This window comes from Thermomonospora catenispora (assembly GCF_006363815.1).
Classification (GTDB): Bacteria; Actinomycetota; Actinomycetes; order Streptosporangiales; family Streptosporangiaceae; genus Thermomonospora; species Thermomonospora catenispora.
The window spans coordinates 116,597-138,111 of record NZ_RRYT01000013.1 but is presented as its reverse complement, the minus strand read 5'-3'; the positions used below and the strand labels follow the sequence as shown (position 1 = coordinate 138,111).

Annotated in this window: 20 protein-coding genes; 8 read left to right on the top strand and 12 right to left on the bottom strand. The window is 70.6% G+C overall.

The features are described from left to right. Positions 1-422: 422 nt before the first annotated feature. Together eccB and eccD are read right to left on the bottom strand one after the other, a co-directional pair. Positions 423-1,820, bottom strand: coding sequence for a type VII secretion protein EccB (eccB, locus tag EIO00_RS12795; RefSeq protein WP_140178524.1), 1,398 nt, complete (start codon positions 1,818-1,820; stop codon positions 423-425). Between the two features lie 4 nt (positions 1,821-1,824). Beyond that, the gene (gene eccD, locus EIO00_RS12790; RefSeq protein WP_140178521.1) at positions 1,825-3,222 is read right to left on the bottom strand and encodes a type VII secretion integral membrane protein EccD; all 1,398 of its coding nucleotides are present in this window, start codon (positions 3,220-3,222) and stop codon (positions 1,825-1,827) included. Positions 3,223-3,751: 529 nt separating this feature from the next. Here eccD and eccCa point away from each other — a divergent pair. The 3 genes from eccCa (at position 3,752) to EIO00_RS12775 (ending at position 9,097) form a co-directional block, all read left to right on the top strand. Beyond that, positions 3,752-7,714, top strand: a complete 3,963-nt coding sequence (eccCa, locus tag EIO00_RS12785) for a type VII secretion protein EccCa (protein ID WP_140178518.1) — start codon at positions 3,752-3,754, stop codon at positions 7,712-7,714. A gap of 387 nt (positions 7,715-8,101) precedes the next feature. Further along, a complete protein-coding gene (locus tag EIO00_RS12780) occupies positions 8,102-8,560 on the top strand; it encodes a YbaB/EbfC family nucleoid-associated protein (protein ID WP_140178516.1) in 459 nt (152 codons plus the stop codon). Positions 8,561-8,569: 9 nt separating this feature from the next. Next, complete coding sequence (locus tag EIO00_RS12775; RefSeq protein ID WP_140178513.1) at positions 8,570-9,097, top strand: hypothetical protein; 528 nt, start codon at positions 8,570-8,572, stop codon at positions 9,095-9,097. 47 nt (positions 9,098-9,144) lie between these two features. Here the strand turns inward: EIO00_RS12775 and EIO00_RS12770 are convergent, their stop codons facing one another. The 10 genes from EIO00_RS12770 to EIO00_RS12730 form a co-directional block, all read right to left on the bottom strand. Beyond that, complete coding sequence (locus EIO00_RS12770; RefSeq protein WP_140178510.1) at positions 9,145-10,176, bottom strand: hypothetical protein; 1,032 nt, start codon at positions 10,174-10,176, stop codon at positions 9,145-9,147. Further along, positions 10,176-10,454 (bottom strand): hypothetical protein, encoded by a 279-nt coding sequence (locus EIO00_RS12765; RefSeq protein WP_140178507.1) that lies wholly within the window; start codon positions 10,452-10,454, stop codon positions 10,176-10,178. The genes EIO00_RS12770 and EIO00_RS12765 overlap by 1 nt, the downstream gene beginning before the upstream one ends. Positions 10,455-10,772: 318 nt before the next feature. After that, complete coding sequence (locus EIO00_RS12760; RefSeq protein ID WP_140178504.1) at positions 10,773-12,020, bottom strand: S8 family peptidase; 1,248 nt, start codon at positions 12,018-12,020, stop codon at positions 10,773-10,775. A gap of 226 nt (positions 12,021-12,246) precedes the next feature. Continuing rightward, a complete protein-coding gene (locus EIO00_RS12755) occupies positions 12,247-12,555 on the bottom strand; it encodes a DUF1416 domain-containing protein (protein ID WP_140178501.1) in 309 nt (102 codons plus the stop codon). Positions 12,556-12,614: 59 nt separating this feature from the next. Next, entirely contained in the window at positions 12,615-13,454 is an 840-nt protein-coding gene (locus EIO00_RS12750) for a sulfurtransferase (RefSeq protein ID WP_140178497.1), read from the bottom strand. Positions 13,455-13,487: 33 nt separating this feature from the next. Next, entirely contained in the window at positions 13,488-13,898 is a 411-nt protein-coding gene (locus EIO00_RS12745) for a DUF4395 domain-containing protein (protein WP_140178494.1), read from the bottom strand. A gap of 75 nt (positions 13,899-13,973) precedes the next feature. Continuing rightward, positions 13,974-14,039, bottom strand: coding sequence for a putative leader peptide (locus tag EIO00_RS25935; protein WP_372504074.1), 66 nt, complete (start codon positions 14,037-14,039; stop codon positions 13,974-13,976). 106 nt (positions 14,040-14,145) lie between these two features. Next, positions 14,146-14,484 (bottom strand): TlpA family protein disulfide reductase, encoded by a 339-nt coding sequence (locus EIO00_RS12740; protein WP_422100046.1) that lies wholly within the window; start codon positions 14,482-14,484, stop codon positions 14,146-14,148. A 271-nt stretch (positions 14,485-14,755) separates the two neighbouring features. Continuing rightward, a complete protein-coding gene (locus tag EIO00_RS12735; RefSeq protein WP_140178488.1) occupies positions 14,756-15,445 on the bottom strand; it encodes an LmeA family phospholipid-binding protein in 690 nt (229 codons plus the stop codon). A gap of 386 nt (positions 15,446-15,831) precedes the next feature. Then, on the bottom strand, positions 15,832-16,086 hold the full coding sequence (locus EIO00_RS12730) for a MoaD/ThiS family protein (RefSeq protein ID WP_140178485.1): 255 nt from the start codon (positions 16,084-16,086) through the stop codon (positions 15,832-15,834). A 144-nt stretch (positions 16,087-16,230) separates the two neighbouring features. Between EIO00_RS12730 and EIO00_RS12725 the strand changes: the two genes are divergently transcribed. The 5 genes from EIO00_RS12725 (at position 16,231) to pstA (ending at position 21,506) form a co-directional block, all read left to right on the top strand. Continuing rightward, a complete protein-coding gene (locus EIO00_RS12725) occupies positions 16,231-16,950 on the top strand; it encodes a winged helix-turn-helix transcriptional regulator (RefSeq protein WP_140178482.1) in 720 nt (239 codons plus the stop codon). A 94-nt stretch (positions 16,951-17,044) separates the two neighbouring features. Continuing rightward, positions 17,045-17,923, top strand: a complete 879-nt coding sequence (mshD, locus tag EIO00_RS12720; protein ID WP_206664125.1) for a mycothiol synthase — start codon at positions 17,045-17,047, stop codon at positions 17,921-17,923. Between the two features lie 484 nt (positions 17,924-18,407). Next, complete coding sequence (gene pstS, locus EIO00_RS12715) at positions 18,408-19,508, top strand: phosphate ABC transporter substrate-binding protein PstS (RefSeq protein WP_140178476.1); 1,101 nt, start codon at positions 18,408-18,410, stop codon at positions 19,506-19,508. Between the two features lie 100 nt (positions 19,509-19,608). Next, positions 19,609-20,595, top strand: coding sequence for a phosphate ABC transporter permease subunit PstC (gene pstC / locus EIO00_RS12710; RefSeq protein WP_175596203.1), 987 nt, complete (start codon positions 19,609-19,611; stop codon positions 20,593-20,595). After that, entirely contained in the window at positions 20,592-21,506 is a 915-nt protein-coding gene (pstA, locus tag EIO00_RS12705; protein ID WP_140178473.1) for a phosphate ABC transporter permease PstA, read from the top strand. Before pstC ends, pstA begins: the two co-directional genes overlap by 4 nt. Positions 21,507-21,515 lie beyond the last annotated feature (9 nt).

Genomic DNA, 21,515 nt, shown 5'->3' with positions numbered 1-21,515 from the left:
CCATCGCCGCCCTATCGACAGCCGACTGCGACATCTACGACCCTCCTCCGATCGCTGTGTCCTCCAGGCTCACCGGCCCTCTCACAGCGGAGCGGGCGGAGCGACGTCACGCCCCCGTGAGCCGTCCTTCCCGGCGGCGACATCACACGGCAGGAGTGGAAAACATCGCCGCTGTGCTGCACTGTAGAGAGAAAAAACCGGGCTGTCCACCGATCGGTCCGCTTACCGGACTTTTCGTGATCTCATCGCGACGCCCTTCGAGGGCCGCTGACCAGGGCCCGCCCGTCTCCGACGGGCCCTGGCGACCTGTTTCCGAAAATCTCGGCGGGCCGATTAAGAAAGGCCTTTAGACGCACCGGAGAGGAAAAAGGTTCCACCTGATTTCCGTCCGGTATCGGCCGGCGGCCGCCCGGGGCCGGGCCTCAGCGCGGCCCGTTGGACAGCTCACGTGCGGCGGCGGACGGGTCGAGCAGCGGCCCCTCCGGAACGAGGTTGAGCAAAGAGGTGGGGACCGGAACCGCCTTGCTGACGTCATAGCCCAGCTTGCCGGCGGTCTCCGCGTCCTTCAGCGGGAACTTCATCCCCTCGGTGACCAGGTAGTAGGTGCTGACGGCGGAGGCCTTGCCGGGGGACGGCATGGCGCCCACCAGGGCGGCGCCGCCGGGCGGGAAGTCCAGCTGGTCGACGCCGACGGCGGCGACGGTCTGCGGCGGGTCGGGCAGGGTGCCGTTCAGGGTGACCCGGCCGCCGCTGTCGCCGGTGGGGTCGTCGTACACCGAGCACAGCGGGGTCTGCTCGGAGAAGTTCACGATCTGCGGCGGGCTGCCGGCCAGCTCGGGCTTGGTGATCTGGCGCGCCGACTTGGGCGTGGTGTTGACCGTGGCGGGGTCCAGCTGCCCCTCCTGGACGGGCAGGTCCCCGTAGGCCCGCCGGGAGTCGGGGTCGGCGCGCAGCAGCTCTTTCTCGATCTCGCTGATCGGGGCGATCCCGTCGGCGAGCTGGACGTAGTAGTTGGTGCCCGAGGCGGTGACGACCGAGTAGAGCTGGCCGACCCGGGCCGGCCTGCCGCCCGGGCCGTGGACCTGCTGGCCGAGGCCGGGGATGGCGGGGGCCTGGTAGTCCGGGCCGACGGGCAGGGCGTTGAGCCACTTGGCCGAGATCTGCGCCGGGTTGGGGCTGAGGGCGTTGACCACGGAGGGGTCGACGCGCAGCCGGCGGTTCTTCCAGATCAGCCAGTACTCGTCGGCCGAGCGGATCACGATGGCCTGGTCGTCGCGCAGCGGCTGGCCGCCGACCTGACGGCCGACCACCAGGGAGACCATCGAGACGTTGCCCAAGGTGGCGTTCTCGACCGTCCGCACGCACGCCGACCAGGGGGTCTTCACCAGCTCCTTGGCCTCGGGCAGGGTGTTGGGGGCGCCCGCGATGCCGATCAGCGGCCCGCGCTGGAACTCGTCCAGGGAGTTGCGGGAGACGGTGCGCCGGTGCTTGTCGTCCGTGCCGGCCAGCAGCCGGGCCGACACGTAGTTGGCCACCGGGCAGAGCTTGCCGTTCTCGCACCACACGTAGCGGGCGCCGGTCTCCTTCTCGACGATCAGCATCCCGGCCTGTTTGAGGTTGGCGGCCCCGCCGGGCCGCAGGATGCCGTAGATGCCGAACACCGCCGTCACCAGCACGCTGATCATGACGCCGGCGAACGTGGAGACGTTGATCCGGCGCATCGGCTGCTCGGCGGTGTCGGGCTGGCCGAGGATCAGCGCCAGCGCGGCGCGCTGGGTGTTCAGACGATGCGCCTGCAGCAGGTCCTTGCGGGTCTGCATGCGTTCAGCCCCCCAGGCCGCGGACCCAGGCGTACAGTCCGGCCTCGCCGAGCGACAGCGGGATCAGGCCGAGCGCGACGGTGAAGTCGCACACGTCGGCGGCCCGGCCCCAGAACGGCGAGAGCTTCTTGCCGGGCAGCCACAATCCGGCGCCCACCACGGTGGCGCCCGCCGCGATCAGCGGGAGGACCGCCCCCAGCAGCGCCACCAGCTGGGAGGAGCCGGAGGCGATGCCGATCCCCAGGACGCCGAGGCCGAGCCACCCGGAGACCATCAGGTTCAGCCGCTGGAACCGGCCGCGGAACAGCCGGGAGCGCAGCAGCAGCGACACCGAGATGAACCCGGCGGTGAGCGGGGCCAGCCAGCCGTCGGCCAGCGACAGCGGGATCACCGCGGTCAGCCCGACCAGGCCGACCGCCAGGGTGATGCCGGTGACGATCCGGTCGGCGCGGGCGGTGCGGCGGCGCACCACGTTGCCGTCCACCGGCAGGGTGTCGCGGCGCAGCTCCTCGACGTTGGCGGGCGGCGGCGGCAGGGTGACCCGGGCCAGCCGGAACGCGATGGCGGGGGCGAGCGGGACCAGCGCCATGAACACCACGCAGGTGACGGCGGCGACGCCGGAGCCGGAGAGGTTGTCGAACAGCAGTCCGACGCCGGCGCCGATGCAGCCGGCCAGCGCCGCCGACCCGGTGCCCAGGAACATCGGCAGTCCGTCGGCCACGGCCACCGCGGCGATCGCCGAGACCAGCACCACGACCGCGAACCCCGACAGCAGGTGCAGGTTGCCCAGCTCCGACAGCGGGTCGTGGCGGGCGGGGCCGAGCAGGCCGGCCAGGAAGGCGTGCGGCAGCGCCACGAACCCCAGCAGCGCCCCGGCCACCGAGTCGCCGGCCGCCCGGGACACCGACACGCCCGCGACCAGCAGCGCCAGCGCCAGCACCCCCGCGGCGATGGAGGGCACGATCCACGACGGGCCGGACAGCAGCAGGATCACCGCGGCGAACACCGCGGTGCCGGCTCCGGCGCCGAGCGCGAAGACCCGGGTCCACTCGATCCGCCAGCGGTCCGGTTGCTCGTTGACGCCGGTGGCCACCACGTCGGCGACGTCGTCGAACGAGGGCTCCGGCAGCTGGGACATGCCCGGCCGCAGGTAGAGCTGTTCGCCGTCGCGCAGATTGACCTGGCCGGGGGTCTGGTCGCCGGCGAAGGGCGCCTCGTCCAGGCGCTGGAGCACCCAGCCCCCGTGGGCGAGCCCGTGCTCGGCCAGGTTCTCCCCGAGATAGTGCAGGATCGCTGGGAAGAGCTGGGCGAACGGCACGTCGGTGGGCAGGGAGATATCGACCCTGCGCTGGGGACCGACCACCGTGACCCGGCAGAGATCCGTTCCCGCAGTCGGACTCAACTCGTTCCTCACAAACGGCGGGGCCGGCACCCCGCCGCGCCCCGATCAAACACCCTGAATCGGCAGACAGCCATCTAGCATGGCCGAAAACGAGGATCCGTCGCCACTCCCCCCATCCGACCCTCACGTCGCGATGGCCGCATCCGGTCGTATCCGCGGCCAATGGCGCCGATCCACCAGAACATCCGCTCGGGTCCGGCAGAACGGGCCTTCCGGAAGGCGCCGGAAGGCGAATGACCGGCGCCCGCCCGCCGCGGGGCGGGTCCGGGCCGTCTCGTCCCGCCCGCGGTCTCGCCCGTGCGTCTTCTCCCGCGGCCTCCCACGACTCTCATCCGGTCTCATCCGGTCCCATCCGGGCTCGTCCGGACCGGACACGGCCGTCCGGTCGCGCCGGGCGGCCGGACCTGGCACGCTTCTCGGGAGAGAAGTCACCGGACGCCATGACCTGGACGCAACTCCCTAAAATGCCGGGGATTCCCCCGGCGCGTCCGGGTTCCGGCGACCGAGCAGCGACCTGAGGAGAGATCGGGTGAGCACCGTACTCGTGCGGCGCAGCGAGCGCAGGCAGCCGCCCCAGATGCCGAGGGGCGAGATTCTGCTGGAGTCGCCGCCCGAGCTGCCCGAAGTCGTCACCAACTCCTTCCAGAACGTTCTGCAGTACCTGCCGATGGCGGCGGGGTCGGGCGCGATGGTGTTCATGTTCATGAACCCCAACGCCAACGTGCTGCAGATGGTGGCGGGCGGCATGTTCGCGCTGTCAATGGTCGGGATGATTTTCAGCCAGCTCGGCCAAAACAGCGGCGAGCGGAAGATGAAGCTGAACAGCGCCCGCCGCGACTACCTGCGTTATCTCGGCCAGGTCCGGGCCAAGGTCCGCAAGGCCGCCAAGCAGCAGCGCGAGGCGCTGGAGTGGAACAACCCCGCCCCCGGCCGATTGTGGTCCATGGTGATGAGCCCGCGGCTGTGGGAGCGGCGTCCCTCCGACCCCGATTTCGCCCAGGTCCGCATCGGCACCGGTGCGCAGCGCCTGGCCGTCCAGCTGATCCCGCCGGAGACCAAACCGGTGGAGGACCTGGAGCCGATGACCGCCGGGGCGTTGCGGCGTTTCCTGCGCGCCCACTCGACCGTGCCGGACCTGCCGGTGGCGATCTCGCTGCGGTCGTTCGCCCGGATCCTGCCCGAGGGCGAGCCGGACGCGGTGTACGGCATGGTGCGCGCGATGATCATGCAGCTGGCCGCGTTCCACTCCCCCGACGACGTGCGGATCACCGTCTGCGCCTCGCGGGAGCGGATGCCGTACTGGCAGTGGATGAAGTGGCTGCCGCACACCCTGCATCCCACCGAGCACGACGCGGCCGGGCAGGTCCGGCTGATGACCCACACCATGTCCGAGCTGGAGAACCTGCTCGGCGCGGAGATCAAAGACCGCAGCATGTTCGGCGCCGCGCGCACCCCGGCCGAGCCGTTCCACCTGATCATCGTGGACGGCGGCGGCGCCTCCTACGACTCGCAGATCGCCACCGACGGCATCGACGGGGTGTGCGTGGTCGACCTGACCGGCAGCGTCGCGCAGACCGCCGAGAACACCATGCTGCGGCTGCGGATCACCAAGAACCTCGTCCAGATGGTCAAGCGCGACCGCACCGGCAAGGACGTGCTCTCCAAGATCGGCAAGCCGGACCGGGCCGGGATCGCCGAGGCCGAGGCGCTGGCCCGGCAGCTGGCGCCGCTGCGGGCCAGCGCCGCCGACGAGCCGGAGGAGGACGTCCTCGCCGGCAACATGACGCTGACCTCGCTGCTGGGCATCGACGACGTCTACAACATCGACCCGAACGTGATGTGGCGGCCGCGGCCGCAGCGCAACCGGCTGCGGGTGCCGATCGGCATCGACGCCGACGGCCGGCCCCTGGAGCTGGACATCAAGGAGTCGGCGCAGGGCGGCATGGGCCCGCACGGCCTGTGCATCGGGGCGACCGGTTCGGGCAAGTCGGAGCTGCTGCGCACGCTGGTGCTGGCGCTGGCGCTCACCCACTCCCCCGAGGTGCTCAACTTCGTCCTGGTCGACTTCAAGGGCGGTGCGACGTTCCTGGGCATGGAGGGCCTGCGGCACGTCTCGGCGATCATCACCAACCTGGAGGAAGAGCTCCCCCTGGTCGACCGGATGTACGACGCGCTGCACGGCGAGATGGTCCGGCGCCAGGAGCATCTGCGCCGCTCGGGCAACTACGCCTCGCTGCGCGACTATGAGAAGGCGCGGCTGGAGGGGGCGCCCCTGGAGCCGATGCCGTCGCTGTTCATCGTGCTGGACGAGTTCTCCGAGCTGCTGAGCGCCAAGCCGGACTTCGCCGATCTGTTCGTGATGATCGGCCGGCTGGGCCGTTCGCTGGGCGTGCACCTGCTGCTGGCCTCGCAGCGTCTGGAGGAGGGCAAGCTGCGCGGCCTGGACACCCACCTGTCGTACCGGATCGGCCTGCGGACGTTCTCGGCGATGGAGTCGCGGGTGGTGCTGGGCGTGCCCGACGCCTACGAGCTGCCGCCGTCGCCCGGTAACGGCTACCTGAAGTTCGCCACCGAGCCGCTGGTGCGGTTCAAGGCGGGGTACGTCTCCGGCCCGGTCGACGAGGTGGTGGAGCAGCAGAACCAGCAGTCGCAGGGGCCGCAGATCGTCCGCCAGGTGCTGCCGTACATCCCCGACTACATCCAGCCGCAGATCATCGAGCAGCCCAAGCCCGAGCAGCCGCAGCAGGAGAAGAGCAAAAGCTCCGAGTCGTTGTTCGACGTGGTGGTGCGCCAGCTGGCCGGGCACGGCCCCGAGCCGCACCAGATCTGGCTGCCGCCGCTGGACGTCCCGCCGACGCTGAACGAGATGCTGCCGCGGCTGTCGGCGACCCCCGCGCACGGCCTGACCACCGACGGCTGGGAGTGGCGGGGACGGCTGCACGCCGTGGTCGGCCTGGTGGACCGGCCGTTCGACCAGCGCCGCGACCCCTACTGGCTGGACCTGTCCGGCGGTGCCGGTCACGTGGGCGTGGCGGGCGGTCCGCAGTCCGGCAAGTCCACCATGCTGCGGACGCTGATCACCTCGCTGGCGCTGCTGCACACCCCGGAGGAGGTGCAGTTCTACTGCCTGGACTTCGGCGGTGGAACGCTGGCGGCGATGACGGACCTGCCGCACATCGGCTCGGTCGCCACCCGGCGGGACGCCGACCGGATCCGGCGCACCGTGGCCGAGATCTCCGGCCTGCTGGAGAGCCGGGAGCGGGAGTTCGCCGAGCGCGGCATCGACTCGATGGCCGCCTACCGGCGGCTGCGGGCCACCACCGACTACGCCGGCGACGGGTACGGCGACGTGTTCCTGGTAGTGGACAACTGGCTGACGCTGCGGCAGGACTACGAGAACCTCGAGGAGACCATCACCCAGATCGCCGCCCGCGGCCTGGGGTACGGCATCCACGTGGTGCTCTCCAGCAACAAGTGGTCGGAGTTCCGCACCAGCATCCGCGACCTGCTCGGCACCAAGCTGGAGCTGCGGCTCGGTGACCCGTACGAGTCGGAGATCGACCGGAAGAAGGCCGAGAACGTGCCGGAGGACCGGCCCGGCCGAGGCCTGTCGCGGGACGGCTATCACTTCCTGACCGCGCTGCCGCGGATCGACGGCGACAACAACGTCGAGACCCTCGCCGAGGGCGTCGCCGCCACCGTCAAGGCGATCCGCGAGGCCTGGCACGGCCCGACCGCCCGGCCGGTCCGGCTGCTGCCCGACGTGCTGCCCATCGGTCAGCTGCCGTCCGCGTCCGAGACCGGGCCCGCGCTGCCGATCGGCATCGACGAGGACACCCTGTCGCCGGTCTATCTGGACTTCGCGGCCGACCCGCACTTCCTGGTCATCGGGGACACCGAGTGCGGCAAGTCCAACCTGCTGCGGACGATCGCCGCCGGGATCGCCGAACGGTACACGCCCAACCAGGCGCGGATGATCTTCATCGACTACAGCCGTTCGCTGCTGGACGTGGCCGAGACCGAGCACCAGATCGGCTACGCCGCCTCGTCCACCGCCGCCTCGTCCCTGGCCCGCGACATCTACGGGGCCATGGAGTCCCGGCTGCCCCCGCCCGACCTGACCCCCGAGCAGCTGCGGTCCCGCTCCTGGTGGACGGGTGCGGAGTTGTTCCTGATCGTCGACGACTACGAGATGGTCGCCACCTCCGACAACCCGCTGCGTCCGCTGGTGGAGCTGCTGCCGCAGGCCCGGGACATCGGTCTGCACCTCATCGTCGCCCGCGCCATGGGCGGCGCTGGCCGCGGCATGTTCGACCCGATCATCCAGCGCATCAAGGAGATGGCCTCTCCCGGTCTCCTGATGTCCGGCGACAAGGACGAGGGCATCCTGCTGGGCAACATCAAGCCGCACAAGCTGCCGCCCGGCCGGGGTTACTTCATCGACCGCCGTACCGGGACCCGCCTCATCCAGACCGCCTACCGGGACGCCTGAGCGGGGACACGACGCCGACTCGTGCGGGCGGGCGATGCGAATCGCATCGCCCGCCCGCACAGGCTTTCCAGCCCCTCCACGACCCGTTGCCGGCTTTTCGGCGGCCTCCTCGACGATCGGTCTCCTCGCGCGCGATCGCGTGAACGGCCCGTATCGAGCCCGCGAGCCCGACGGGATCCGCGCCATCGGGCGAAGTGATGTCTTTCGTTCCCGACCGTTCGCCTCCCGGCCGTCCCGAGGTCTCGGCCGATGCGCAGGGGATGTTCCCTGCGCATCGGCCGAAGCGATACGCCTGCACAGAGAAAGAGGCGATAGCTAGACTGGCGTGACTCGCGATCATGAGAATGACGCCGAGCCAGGGCTCCGGTACGGAGGAGAGGGCAAGTCGTGGACTTCGATCTCAGCAATATGGATGCGGCGGACGCCCTTCAGCAGTCGCAGCAGCGCATGAAGGCGCTTTCCACCGTACGGGAGAAGATGGCCGACCTGGAGGGAAAGGGAGAGTCCGCCGACGGGCGGGTCCGGGTGACCTGCACCTCACAAGATCCGGTGGCGGAGATCTACATCGATCCGCGCGCGATGCGCATGGGCTCCCAGGAGCTGGCGGAGGCGATCCGGGAGGCCGCGCGACGGGCGCGTGCGCACCTCAATGAGCAGGTCGAGGAGCTGACGGCGCAGGAGTTCGGCGACACCGTCAATCCCTTGGGGATGCTCAGGGACCCCGAGCGGCTCAAGGAGTCGCTGGCCGAGATGCAGAACATGTTCCAGAAGGCGAGCTCGGACACTCAGCGCATGCTCGACCAGTTGCAGCGTCAGTTGGGAATCCGGATCGACACCGGCCGGTGACGGTTTCCGATGACCGTGCCCTGGGGTAACCTGATGCACTCGGTGCACCGGTTGGGCGACGCCCCCGCGATGGTGCCGGCGAACGAGTCCACCGGCGGCGACGTGGACCCCCTCACGCTGTTCATCGCGGCCGCGGCGGTGTCGGCCTTTTTGATCTTCCGGGTGGTCCTCGGCGTCCTGGCCTATACGGGCCGCTGGCGCCGCTGGCAGCGGCGCCACTTCGCCACGAACAACACGGCCTACGCGCCGTTCTACTACATGTGGCTCTCGGTGGCGGGACTGTGCATTCTGCTGCCGCTGACCGTCTCCAGTGGCCTGGAGCTGCTGGGGGTCATCGATGATTGGACCGCCATGCCTTCTTGGCTGGTCCTTCCCCTCGGGTGCATAGCGCTGCCGGCCATTCTCGCAGCGGCCCTGTATGCCATCTACCCCCCGAAATGGGTGCTGCCCCGCTATGTGCGGGAGGCGGAAGGCCGGGACCGCCCCCGCGGAAACCGGAATGACCAAGAGAACGAGCAGCCGGAATCTTCTCAGTGATCGCCTTCTGTGCCCTTCCGGCATCCCCGGAAGGGCACAGAGAACAGTCAGGAACCGGATCCCTTGGGCTGGGTGCGCTCCACGTACTTCTCTGCAGGGCTCCGCTTGTCGTTCGGTCCGGTGCCTTCCTCGTCGTCACCGGCATATCCGGTGTCCAGCCCGACCTTCTTCGCCCCCCAGTCGATCATGCGGTCGGTCAACTGCGTGGGCGCCGACCCTTCCCAACCGCCCACGACGTTGCCTCCCACATCGATACCGCCCAGACCGCCAAAGATCCTTTCCAGGTTGCTCCAGCCCGCGGTCCGGGCGCCCTCGGTCGGCTTGCCCCACCAATTGGTGGCGGGACTGCCGAACATCTTGCCGTAGGCCCACTGGTTCAGCCAGGCCAGGCTGCCCTTGAGGGTGTCGTCGAGACCGCGCACGAAGGCGTTCCCGTAGGTGGCCGCCACCCGGTTGTTGCCCTGAGTCCACTGGCCGATGGCGTTCGCTGCGAGCATTCCGCCCCAGAGGACGGCGACACCGCGGGAGGTCAGTTCGATGGCTTTGGCCGACACGTTCAACACCGTGTACGCCATGTGGGCGAACTGGTTCGCCGTGGCCTCCAGCTCCAGCGCGGCAGGAGCACCGACGACGGTGCCCGCCGCGATGACGATCGCGGTGGCGAAGATCGCCAGCAAGGTCATGATCAGGAACAGCATGTAGATGAAGATCCCGACCATCACGGCCAGAACGTACAGGCAGGCGGTGACGACCCACGCCACCGCGATGCTCCAGCCGATCTGGTCCTGGAAGTTCTCCATCTTGCCGTCGAAGGCGTCCCGGTCCTTGCCGTCCCAGCGCTCCCGGCTCAGCCGCGTGTGCCGGTATTCGTCGATCTTGTCCTGGGATTGCTCAAGCTCGGCGATCATGTCCTTCCAGCCGCCGGCCCCCTCCCACACCGTGGCCGGGTCTCCCTGGGACTGGAAGGTGAGCGGGATGATCGGGATGGCCGCGGGGATGACCACGGCGACCCACAGCGCCTCGAACATGGCGGCCTGCGCCAACCCCGAGCATGCGCTCAGCGCGTTGCCGTCGCTCATCAGCCCTGCACTTTCTTGATCGTGGACGCCCGTTCGGCTTCCTCGCTGTTCTTCGCCGCGTCCTGCATGCGGTTGTTGAAGTCGATCGCGACCTTGCTCTTTTCAATGAGGTCCTGGTCGGCCCACTCGATGACCTGGGTGTAGACCAGCGCGGCGCTGATGCACAGCATCGTGTAGACCTCGGGCTGCACCTCGCGGGGCTTGTCGTTCAGCTTCACCCGAGCCTTCTTGAACAGCTCGAGCATCTCCGTCTCGATCGCCTTCCCCAGGTTCCGCATCTCTTGGGGCTGGAACCGCACATCCCGGTTCTCACCGCTGGTGGGACGAGGCGGAGTCGGTCGAGGCACAGGAGTGGTCCGGGGTGTGGGAGGCGAGGTGGGCGTCCCCCCTCCCGAGGGCGGATGAGGCCCGGTGGTCGGGCCGGGCGTGGGGGGCGGGGTCGGGCTGGGCCCGGGGCTCGGACCGTTCAGGGCCTCAGCGATCCTGTTTTTCTCTCCCAAGAGAACTCCCCGGCGCAGGACACGATATGCCCACAGCAGGCGGTCGGGTATTCATGGTGACATATTTCAGCCTTTTGTTCCTGCTTTTCGCCGGAATCAGGACGGCGGGGCGGTGCGGCGGGTGGGGCGCCAGCCGCGACGGCGGCCGGCGGGGATGATGACGCCGGCGGCCACGGCGGTGGCGGCCAGGGTCAGGGCGCCGCCGGCCATGGAGAGCGCCAGGGTGCGGGTGAAGGAGTCCTCGGGCTGGGGCTGGGCGATGGAGACGGTGCGGGGCTTGGGGGTGGGGATGACGCCGCGGGACTCGCCCTCGAGGACGGCGGTGACGGCCTGGCCGGGGTTGACCATGCCGCCGCCGGTGCCGATGGCGGTGCCGCCGTCGGCGGTGAGCTCCAGGCGACGCTTGACCTGCCGGTAGTTCAGGCGGGGGTGGTAGGCGCGGACCAGGGCGGCGACGCCGGCCACGAAGGGGGTGGCGAAGCTGGTGCCGCTGTCGCTCCTGTAGGTGCCGCCCGGCCAGGTGGCGATGATGTTCACGCCGGGGGCGATCACGCTGACCGGGGTCTTGGAGTTGGAGAACTGGGCCAGGGAGCCGTCCTGGCCGACCGCGCCGACCGACACGACCCCCTCGTAGGCCGCGGGGTAGGCGGCGGTGGCGGTGCCGCGCTGCTCGTCCTGGACATTGCCGGCGGCCGCGACGATCAGCGCGTCCTTGCGCTGGGCGTACTCGACGGCCTCCTGCAGGTACCGGTAATTGGGGGTCTGGGAGGAGACGTTGATGACGTCGGCGCCCATGTCGGCGGCCTTGCGGATGCCCTCGGCGGTCCAGCGGGGGTTGTTGCCGGTGCGGCCCACCGCGGCCTTGATGGAGATCAGCCGCACCTCGGGCGCCACGCCGAGGAACGGGATCCTCCGGCGGCGCATGTCCTGGGCGACGATGATGCCGGCCGCCATGGTGCCGTGGCCGACGCAGTCCCGCAGGCCCTGGCCGGTGACGTCGACGGCGTGGACCTTGCCCCGCAGTTGCGGGTGGGAGGTGTCGACGCCGCTGTCGACGACGGCGACGGTGACGCTCCGTCCCTTGGTCAGCGGCCACACGTCGGTGAACCCGAGCCGCTGCTGGGCCCACGGCTCGCCTTGGATCTGGCTGGCGGGGCTGCCCTGCTCGAGCTGGCAGTCGGTCTGCTGGGGACGCTGCTGCTGCTGGGGCTGGGGCCGGGCGGAGCGGCTCGGCTTGGCCTTGGCCGTCCGGCCGGGCGACGGGGAGGGCGCGGCCGCCGCCACCCCGGTGGTCGCGAGCTGTGCGGCCAGCAGCACCGTGGTGCACCATGCCACGCGTCGCACGAGCAAAACCCTGACCCCTTTCCCGACGCATCCCTGAATGCAGGGCCGCAACAGACTCTAGAGCATTGCCGGCCAGCCGGGCATATCGCCGGAAAGACCGGATGAGGTCGCATCGGCGGTTATCGACCGCCGGAGCGTTTTCCGGGATGCGGGTTTTCCGGGCGGGTAAAACACCGGGCCCCGCCCCCGGCAGGCGGGAGCGGGGCCCGATCGGCGTTCCGTCGGATCAGATGGAGACCTCGACGGTGGCCACCTCACCGACCTTGGCGGTCACCTTGGTGTCCACACTCACTCCGCCGGGGGCCAGGACGCGCACCGTCCACTCCCCGTCGGCGGCGAAGAAGCGGAACACGCCCTCGTCCCCGGTCGCGACCTCGGCGGTGAACTCGCCGGAGGAGTCCAGCAGCCGGGCGTAGGCGTTCGTCACCGGGGCGCCGTCACGGGTGACGGTGCCCTGGATGACCGCTTCGTTGGACAGGTCGACGGTTGCGGGCAGGCGGGCGGTCTGGGCGGGTGCAGCGCAGCCTTGGGTCATCGTGTCTCCTTCTCTCGAAGGTCCTCAACCGTGGGGGACGACCCGCGTCCCCCACCGGATCACTTGGATTCGCCCAGCTCGATCGGGACGCCGACCAGCGAGCCGTACTCGGTCCACGAACCGTCGTAGTTCTTGACGTTCTCCACGCCCAGCAGCTCGCGCAGCGCGAACCAGGTGTGCGAGGAGCGCTCGCCGATCCGGCAGTAGGCGATGATGGGCTTGCTGAAGTCGACGCCCGCCTCCTCGTAGAGGGCGCGCAGCTCCTCGTCGGACTTGAAGGTGCCGTCCTCGTTGGCGGCCTTCGACCACGGGATGTTACGGGCGGTCGGCACGTGGCCGGCGCGCTGCGCCTGCTCCTGCGGCAGGTGGGCGGGCGCCAGCAGCTTGCCGGAGAACTCGTCCGGCGAGCGCACGTCGACCAGGTTGGCCTTGCCGATGGCGTCCACGACCTCGTCGCGGAAGGCGCGGATCGACAGGTCCTGGTCCTTGGCCTTGTACTGGGTGCGCGGACGCTCGGGCACCTCGGTGACCAGCTCGCGGGAGTCCAGCTCCCACTTCTTGCGGCCGCCGTCCAGCAGCTTGACCTTCTCGTGGCCGTAGAGCTTGAAGTACCAGTAGGCGTAGGCGGCGAACCAGTTGTTGTTGCCGCCGTAGAGGATGACCAGGTCGTCGTTGGAGATCCCCTTGCGGGACAGCAGCTCCTCGAAGCCGGCCTTGTCGACGAAGTCGCGGCGGACCGGGTCCTGCAGCTCGGTCTTCCAGTCGATCTTGATGGCGCCACGGATGTGGCCCTTGTCGTAGGCGGACACGTCCTCGTCGACCTCGACGATCACCACGCCGGGGTCGTCCAGGTGCTGTTCCACCCAGTCTGCGTCCACCAGGACGTCGGAGCGGCTCATACGGAGACCTCCCTGTCGGAGCGGTTGATGGGATCAGTTGGGAATCAGGCGACGGATCAGCAGATACATTTCGCAGCCGAGGCAGAACCCGAACGCCGCGTTCAGGAACGCCGCACCCAGCGCGAAGGCGGTGGCACCGATGCCGAGCCACTCCATCCCCACTGCGTACCCGGTCACACCCGCCACGGCGAAGACCAGTCCGACGCCCTGCGCGAAACGCGGCGGGGCCTGGTCCTCCAGTTCGGCGGGCGGCCCGAGCCGAGGCCTGATCAGGGCCTGGTAGAGGACGCCGTACGGGGAGTACCGCAGGCCGATCAGGGCTCCGATGGCGAACACCACGGCCTGGGCTGCGAGCAGTGCCCAGCTTCCGGTGACCAGCACCAGCACCAGGATCACGGTGGTGATGCCCGCGGCCACACGCTGTCCGCGCGGATCGACCTGCATCAGGGGTGCTCCAGGTGCTGAGACGTGGTCCGAGCTGGGGGGAACTCAGAGGGCTCTGAAAAAGGGCTCGATGCCTCAGACCATGCGACAGAGCGAGGCGGCGACGCGGCAGAAGTCGACCGCGCGACGCTTCGTGAGCATCTGCTCTGTCCAGTAACGCACGGGTTGATGGTAAGCGTTGTCTCGAGAGATGTCACATCTGTCTCGAGCGGCGAGACAGAGATCTTGCTTGGAAGATAGCTCTGCGCTAGGGATCGCCGGCGGCGCGGTCGATCGCCTCGCCGAGGGCGGCGATGACGTCGGGCTTGCGCGGGGCGCCCGCGGCGCGCCGCACCACCCGGCCGTCGGCGTCCAGGACCAGGACCGTGGGGGTGCGCACCACGCCCGCCCGGCGCGCCAGGTCCAGGCGGGAGGCGGCGTCGATCTCGATGTGGACGACGCCGTCGACCATGGCGGCGACCTCGCCGAGGATCCGCCGGGCGGCCCTGCAGGGGGCGCAGAACGCCGTGGAGAACTGCACCAGCGTCGCCCGCGCGCCCAGCTCCGCGCCCAGCTCCGCGGCGGTCAGCCGTTCGCCGTCCGGCACGTCGCCCCTTCCTTCGCGTCCTTTGCGCAGCCGCCCGTCCCGGCGACGGCGCCACAGCCCGAACACCGTCGCCGTCAGCAGCACCGCGGCCGCGACCCCTGCACCCGTCATCGTGCCGGGACAACCCTCCGGTCGTGCGTTTTCTTCCCGGCCCCGGCCCCTGGGCCCTTCCCGGGCCGGCCTCTCCCGGGGCCGGTTCTCAGGCCGGTTCCCCCGGCCGGTTCCGGGGACGGTGTCGCGCGGCGGGCGCCGGGTCGCCTCACCGGTGGCCTCACAGGCGGCCCAGGGGGACGTCGCGGGCGGTGGCCGTCACCCGCAGGCCCTCGGGGGTGACCTGGATGTCGGTGATGCGGGCGGCGATGGGCAGGCGCTGCACGGGCACCGTCCACGCCAGGTGCCGACGGAGCAGGGCGGTGGGGACCCGCAAGCGGCCGGCGTCGACGGACCGGGGGGTGACCCGCACCCCTTCGGGGGTGGCCTCGACGGAGACCACGGCGGTGCCGCTCACCGGGATGCCGGCCAGGGTGCCGGACAGCTCGACCTCCAGGTTCTCGCCCCGCGGCCGGATGCCGGCGACCTGCTCGGGGGCGTTGCGGCGCATCAGCTCGTACGGCAGGACCGCCGAGGCGGTGGCGGTGCCCGCCACGATGCTGCTGGTGACGCCGCCGAGCAGGTCGCCGAGCGGCGCCCGCAGGTCGCGCACCTCCACGCGGACGTCCCGGACGGTGACGCCGCGCTGGGTGAACTCGCCGATGCCGATCTCGATGCGCCGGTACTCGCCGCCGACGGCCTGGGTGAGGAAGGGGACGCCGTGGACGGTCACCGCGGGCCGCTCGGTCAGGCCGTACTGGGCGGCGACCTCGCCGGCGATCCGGTCCTCGGCGATCCGCACACCGATCCGATCGGCTGCGACCAATCCCACGATCAACACGATCACCACGGCGGCCAAAGCCTTGCGCATCTCGTCTCCCTCACGCCCGCGTGCCCGCAAACCCTAGCCGGACCGACCGCCGGGCTTCACCTGGTGGTAACGCGACAACCGGCGAAAGAGTTCACCGATCACGAAAAATCAGGAGGAATCAACCAGAATCTAATGAAGCAGCGCCGGATCATCGACGGCCGGTCGCCCCCGGACCGACGGCCGCGGCGAAGCCGCACCGGAGGACGACGCCGCGGAACGACACCGCGGAACGACGTCACGGAACGACACCGCAGAACGACGCCGCAGAACGACGTCACGGAACGGCGGCGCGGAATCACGCAGGATCACACCGCGGCGCAACGACCCCGCGGGGACGCCGCGGAAGGGCGTCGCGGGAACGGGCGTCGCGGGCGGCGAATGTGAGATCAACCACCGGCGAACGGCGGCAGCACCTCGATGACCGCGCCGTCGCGCAAGATCACCGAATCATGCGGCCGAGCGCCGACGGGATCCCCGTCGATCAGGAACGAACTGCGCGCGACCACCTGGGCGAACGTCGCGTCCCGCGCCGCGCGGGCCGCCTGCAGCGCCTCGGCCAGCGTGGCCGCCTCATAGGGCTCGGACTCCACCCCCGCCGCCGCGCGCGCCGCCGCCCAGTATCTGATCGTGCCCCTGGCCATGGATCCAGGATGTCATCCCCCTGTGACGGAAAACGAACGGTCATGGGCCATTGCCCCATTCGCCGCCTCGGATATCCTCGTGTCGAGGGATCCGGGCGATGAAGCCCCCGGATCCTCACGTCTTTTAGGGGCGGGAGGCGGACCTTGAGCAACGTGCTTTTGCTCACCAATGCGCTGGAGCCCTCGGATGAGGTCCTCCCCGCACTGGGATTGCTGTTGCACTCGATTCGCGTCGCTCCGGCGGAGGCCTCCGCGCTGATCGACGCTCCCCCGGCCGATGTGGTGATCGTCGACGCGCGGCGCGACCTGGTGCAGGCCAAGAGCCTGTGCCGGCTGCTGCGCACCACCGGGCTGGACTGCCCGCTGCTGGCGGTGGTCACCGAGGGCGGTCTGGCCGCGCTCAGCCCCGAATGGGGACTGGACGACGTGCTGCTGAACACCGCCGGCCCGGCGGAGGTGGAGGCCCGGCTGAGGCTGGCGATCGGGCGGGCGGAGTCCGCCGCGGCCGACGACGTGCCCGGGGAGATCCGCAGCGGCGACCTGACCATCGACGAGGCCACCTACACGGCGCGGCTGCGCGGGCGGGTGCTGGACCTGACGTTCAAGGAGTTCGAGCTGCTGAAGTACCTCGCGCAGCATCCCGGCCGGGTGTTCACCCGCGCCCAGCTGCTGCAAGAGGTGTGGGGGTACGACTACTTCGGCGGCACCCGGACGGTGGACGTGCACGTGCGGCGGCTGCGGGCCAAGCTCGGCGCCGAGTACGAGTCGCTGATCGGCACCGTGCGCAACGTCGGCTACCGGTTCGTCCCCGACCACCGGCCGGGCGGCTCGGAGTCAGAGTCCCCGGAGCCGGTCCGTTCCTGAGCCGCGACGCGCGCGAGCGGCGTGGAACGTCCCAAACCTCCCCGCGCGCGCCGTTCACGGACCGGCTAGGGTGGCCGGCGTGGGCGAGCATGACGTGCGCGAGGTGGTCGCCGCGGACGGACTGACCGGGCCGCTGGTCGAGCAGGTCCTCGCGCTGGCGGAGGACGCCGCCCGGCACGACGGGGTGGCGCCGCTGTCGGAGCAGACGCTGCTGACCCTGCGAGCCGGGCGTTCCCATGCGCTGGTCCGGCTGGCGGGCCGGGACGTGGCCGGCTACGCGCACCTGGACCCCGCCCCGGACGACGGGGACGCCTCCGGGGAACTGGTCGTCCATCCCCGGCATCGCCGCCGCGGGCACGGCCGGGCGCTGCTGCGGGCGCTGCTGCGGGAGGCCGGCGGCCCGCTGCGGGTGTGGGCGCACGGGGACCTCCCCGCCGCCGCCGCGCTGGCCCGCGCGGAGGGCCTGACCAGGGTGCGGGTCCTGCTGCAGATGCGGCGGCCCTTCGACGGCGCTCCGCTGCCCGAGGCGACGATCCCCGACGGGGTGCGGATCCGCACCTTCCGGGTCGGCCGGGACGAGGAGGCCTGGCTGCGCGTGAACGGGCGCGCCTTCGCCGACCATCCCGAGCAGGGCGCCTGGACGATCGAGGACGTGCGCGCCCGCCAGGCCGAGCCGTGGTTCGACCCCGAGGGGCTGTTCCTGGCCGAACGGGACGGCCGGGTGATCGGCTTCCACTGGACCAAGGTGCACCCCGACCCGATCGGCGAGGTGTACGTGGTGGGCGTGGACCCCGACGCCCAAGGGCTGGGGCTGGGCCGCACGCTCACCCTGATCGGCCTGCACCACCTGCGGGAGCGCGGTCTCCCCGCGGTGATGCTGTACGTGGACGAGGCCAACCGCCCGGCGGTGCGGCTGTATGAGTCGCTGGGCTTCACCCGCTGCGCCGTCGACGTCATGTACGGCACCGGCTGACCGGCGCCGCCGCCCCGACGAGCCGCGCCCCGCCGCCCTCCGCCTCCTCACCGTCCGCCCCGTACGACCGCGCCTCGACGCCCCGGCCTCGACGCTCGGGCCTGGGCGCCGCCGTCAGCGCATTCCCCACCGAGCCGGCACGCTTCGGCGCCCGGATCTCCGCGCCGCCTCAGGGGAGCCCTCTCCGCGCGGCCGCGCGTCGGCGACCGGCGGCGCCCCGTTCGGGCCGGAGGTCCGCCCCGCGCGCCGGCGGCGGATCCGCGCCTCCTCCGTCGCCGGCGACCCCCGCGCACCAGCGCGTTCACCGAACATCCACCCAAAGTCGCCACAACCTTCCCGGCACCGCCCATTTCAGTTCACTCCTCGTTCACCTGGATCAGGGCGCCCATACACCTGCTCTGCCTAGCGTCGCCTGCGACGGTGATCCCAACGCCTCCAACGACCACGGGGACTCACCGCACGACGACCCAGAGGAGAATCCCCGGTGAAGAACGGTTCTCGGCTCGCCGCGCTCGGCGGCGTGTTCGTCGCGGGCGCGCTCGCACTGTCCGCGTGCGGCTCCGACGACAACACGGGCGGCTCCAGCGCCGCGAACGCCCCCGGCGACGTGAACTGCGTCAGGGGCACGGTGAACGCGGCCGGCTCCAGCGCCCAGAAGAACGCCATCGAGGAGTGGAAGAAGCTGTACGCGCAGGCCTGCGCGGGCGCCACCCTCAACTACAACCCGACCGGCTCGGGCGCCGGCATCCAGGCGTTCACCGCCGGGCAGGTGGCCTTCGCCGGCTCGGACTCCACGATGGACGAGCAGGAGGCCGCCCAGGCGCGGCAGCGCTGCCAGGGCAACCCGGCCTGGCACCTGCCCATGGTGGTCGGCCCGGTCGCGGTGATCTACAACCTGCCGGGCGTCGACGGCCTGCAGCTCAAGCCCGCCACGCTGGCCGCGATCTTCGCCGGCGAGATCACCAAGTGGAACGACCCGAAGATCGCCGCCGACAACCCCGACGCGAACCTGCCGAACACCGACATCAAGCCCATCCACCGTGCCGATGAATCCGGCACGACCGAGAACTTCACCGAGTACCTCCACTCCGTCGCCCGGGACGAGTGGAAGTGGGAGCCCGCGAAGAAGTGGCCGACCGAGGCCGGCGGCCAGGGCGCGACCAAGTCCGACGGCGTGGTGACGGTCCTCAAGCAGACCCAGGGCGGCATCTCCTACGTGGAGATGTCCTACGCCACGAAGAACGACCTGCAGACCGCCAAGATCGCCAACGGCTCGGGTGAGTTCGTCGAGGTCTCCGAGCAGAGCGTGGGCAACGCCCTGGACACCGCCAAGCAGGTCGGCCAGGGCAACGACCTGGCGCTGGAGCTGGACTACAACACCAAGAGCGGTTACCCGATCTTCCTGGTCACCTACGAGATCGTGTGCTCCAAGGGCCTGCCGGCCGAGCAGGCCGAGTTCGTCAAGGCCTTCCTGACGTACACCGCCGGCGAGGACGGCCAGAAGGTGCTGAGCGACGTCGGCTACGCGCCGCTGTCCCCGGCCCTGGCCGGCAAGGTCCGCGCCGCCGTCGAGGCGCTGTCCTGACCACCGACGATCCCATCCCGATCAGCCCCGTCACCGGCCGCACCCCCGGTGGCGGGGCCGTCGTGGGTTCCGCACCGGCTCCGGAGAAGGAGATGAACACGTGACCAGCGAGATCGACATAGGCTCCCGGGCGGGCTTCGCCCGAGACGACGGCGTCGCCGGGCCCCCGCGGAGCACCGGCCGGCTCGGAGACCGGCTCTTCGCGCTGGCCGCCCAGGGCTCGGGCGTCCTGCTGCTGGCCGTCATGGTCGCCATCGGGGTGTTCCTGATCTGGAAGGCCGTCCCCGCGCTGCAGGCCAACGAGGCCGACTTCCTGACCGAGCAGGAGTGGAACCCGAACGCGAACCCGCCGGTGTTCGGCATCGCCCAGCTGGCGTTCGGGACCGTGATGTCGTCGTTCCTGGCGCTGGTGATGGCCACGCCGGTGGCGATCGGGATCGCGTTGTTCATCTCCTTCTACGCGCCCCGCCGGCTGGCCGCCGGGCTCGGCTATCTGGTCGATCTGCTGGCCGCGGTGCCCAGCATCGTCTACGGCCTGTGGGGCCTGCACTACTTCAACACCACGATGGACGACGTCGGCCGGTTCCTGAACGCCTACTTCGGCTGGATCCCGCTGTTCGGCGGGGACAGCGTGGGCGGCCGGTCGCTGCTCACCGCCTCGGTGATCTTGGCGATCATGATCCTGCCGATCATCTCCTCGATCACCCGCGAGGTGTTCCTGCAGGTTCCCGGCTCCCATGTGGAGGCGGCCCTGGCGCTGGGCGCCACCCGCTGGGAGGTCATCAAGCTGGCGGTGCTGCCGTTCGGCCGCTCCGGCATGATCAGCGCCGCGATGCTGGGGCTGGGCCGGGCGCTGGGCGAGACCATCGCGGTCGCCATGGTGCTGTCCACCGCGTCCGGGATCAGCATCCACATCCTCGCCGACGGCGGGAACACCATCGCCGCCAACATCGCCAACAGCTTCGCCGAGGCCACCGAGACCGGCCGGGGCGCCCTGATCGCCTCCGGCCTGGTGCTGTTCGTGATCACCCTGATCGTCAACATGACCGCCCGGCTGATCGTGGCCCGTCGGAAGGAGTTCGCATGAGCGTCATGACCGGCGAACGCGGCGAGGCGCCGACCGGCGGCGGCACCCTGCCGGAGATCTCCTTCCGCCGACGGGCGGCCGACAAGGTCGTGCAGGCGCTGGTCTACGCGGCGTTCGTGCTCGCGATCGTGCCGCTGGTGTCGGTGCTGTGGATGGTGATCGGCCGCGGCCTGGAGCGGCTGGACCCGACCTTCCTGACGCACTCGATGAACGGGCTGTCCAGCGGCGACGAGGGCGGCGGCGCCAACCACGCCATCGTCGGCACGCTGGAGCAGGTCGGGCTGACCTCGGCGATGGCGGTGCCGCTGGGCGTCCTGACCGCCGTCTATCTGGTCGAGTACGGCCGGGGCCGGCGGCTGGCCAAGGTCATCACCTTCGTCGTGGACGTGATGACCGGCATTCCCTCGATCGTGGCGGGCCTGTTCGTGCTGGCGTTCTGGCTGCTGGCGCTGGGTTTCGACTACTCCGGCTTCGCCGGGTCGCTGGCGCTGGCCATCTTGATGCTGCCGACCGTCGTGCGGGCCACCGAGGAGATGCTCCTGCTGGTCCCGGGCGACCTGCGGGAGGCGGCGTACGCGCTGGGCGTGCCGCGGTGGCGGACCGTCTGCTTCGTGGTGCTGCCGACCGCGCTGCCCGGCATCGTCACCGGGGTGATGCTGGCGGTGGCGCGGGTGATGGGCGAGACCGCCCCGCTGCTGCTGCTGATCTTCATCACCGACGCGATCAACGCCAACCCCTTCTCCGGACCGCAGGGCTCGCTGCCGACGTTCATCTGGTACCAGGCCGGCGACCCCAACCCGCAGGCCGTCGAGCGGGCCTGGGCCGCCGCGCTCACCCTGATCCTGATCATCATGCTGCTCAACCTGGGTGCACGGCTGCTGTCCCGGCTCCGCAAGCCCGTGTCCCGATAGGAGTCGACC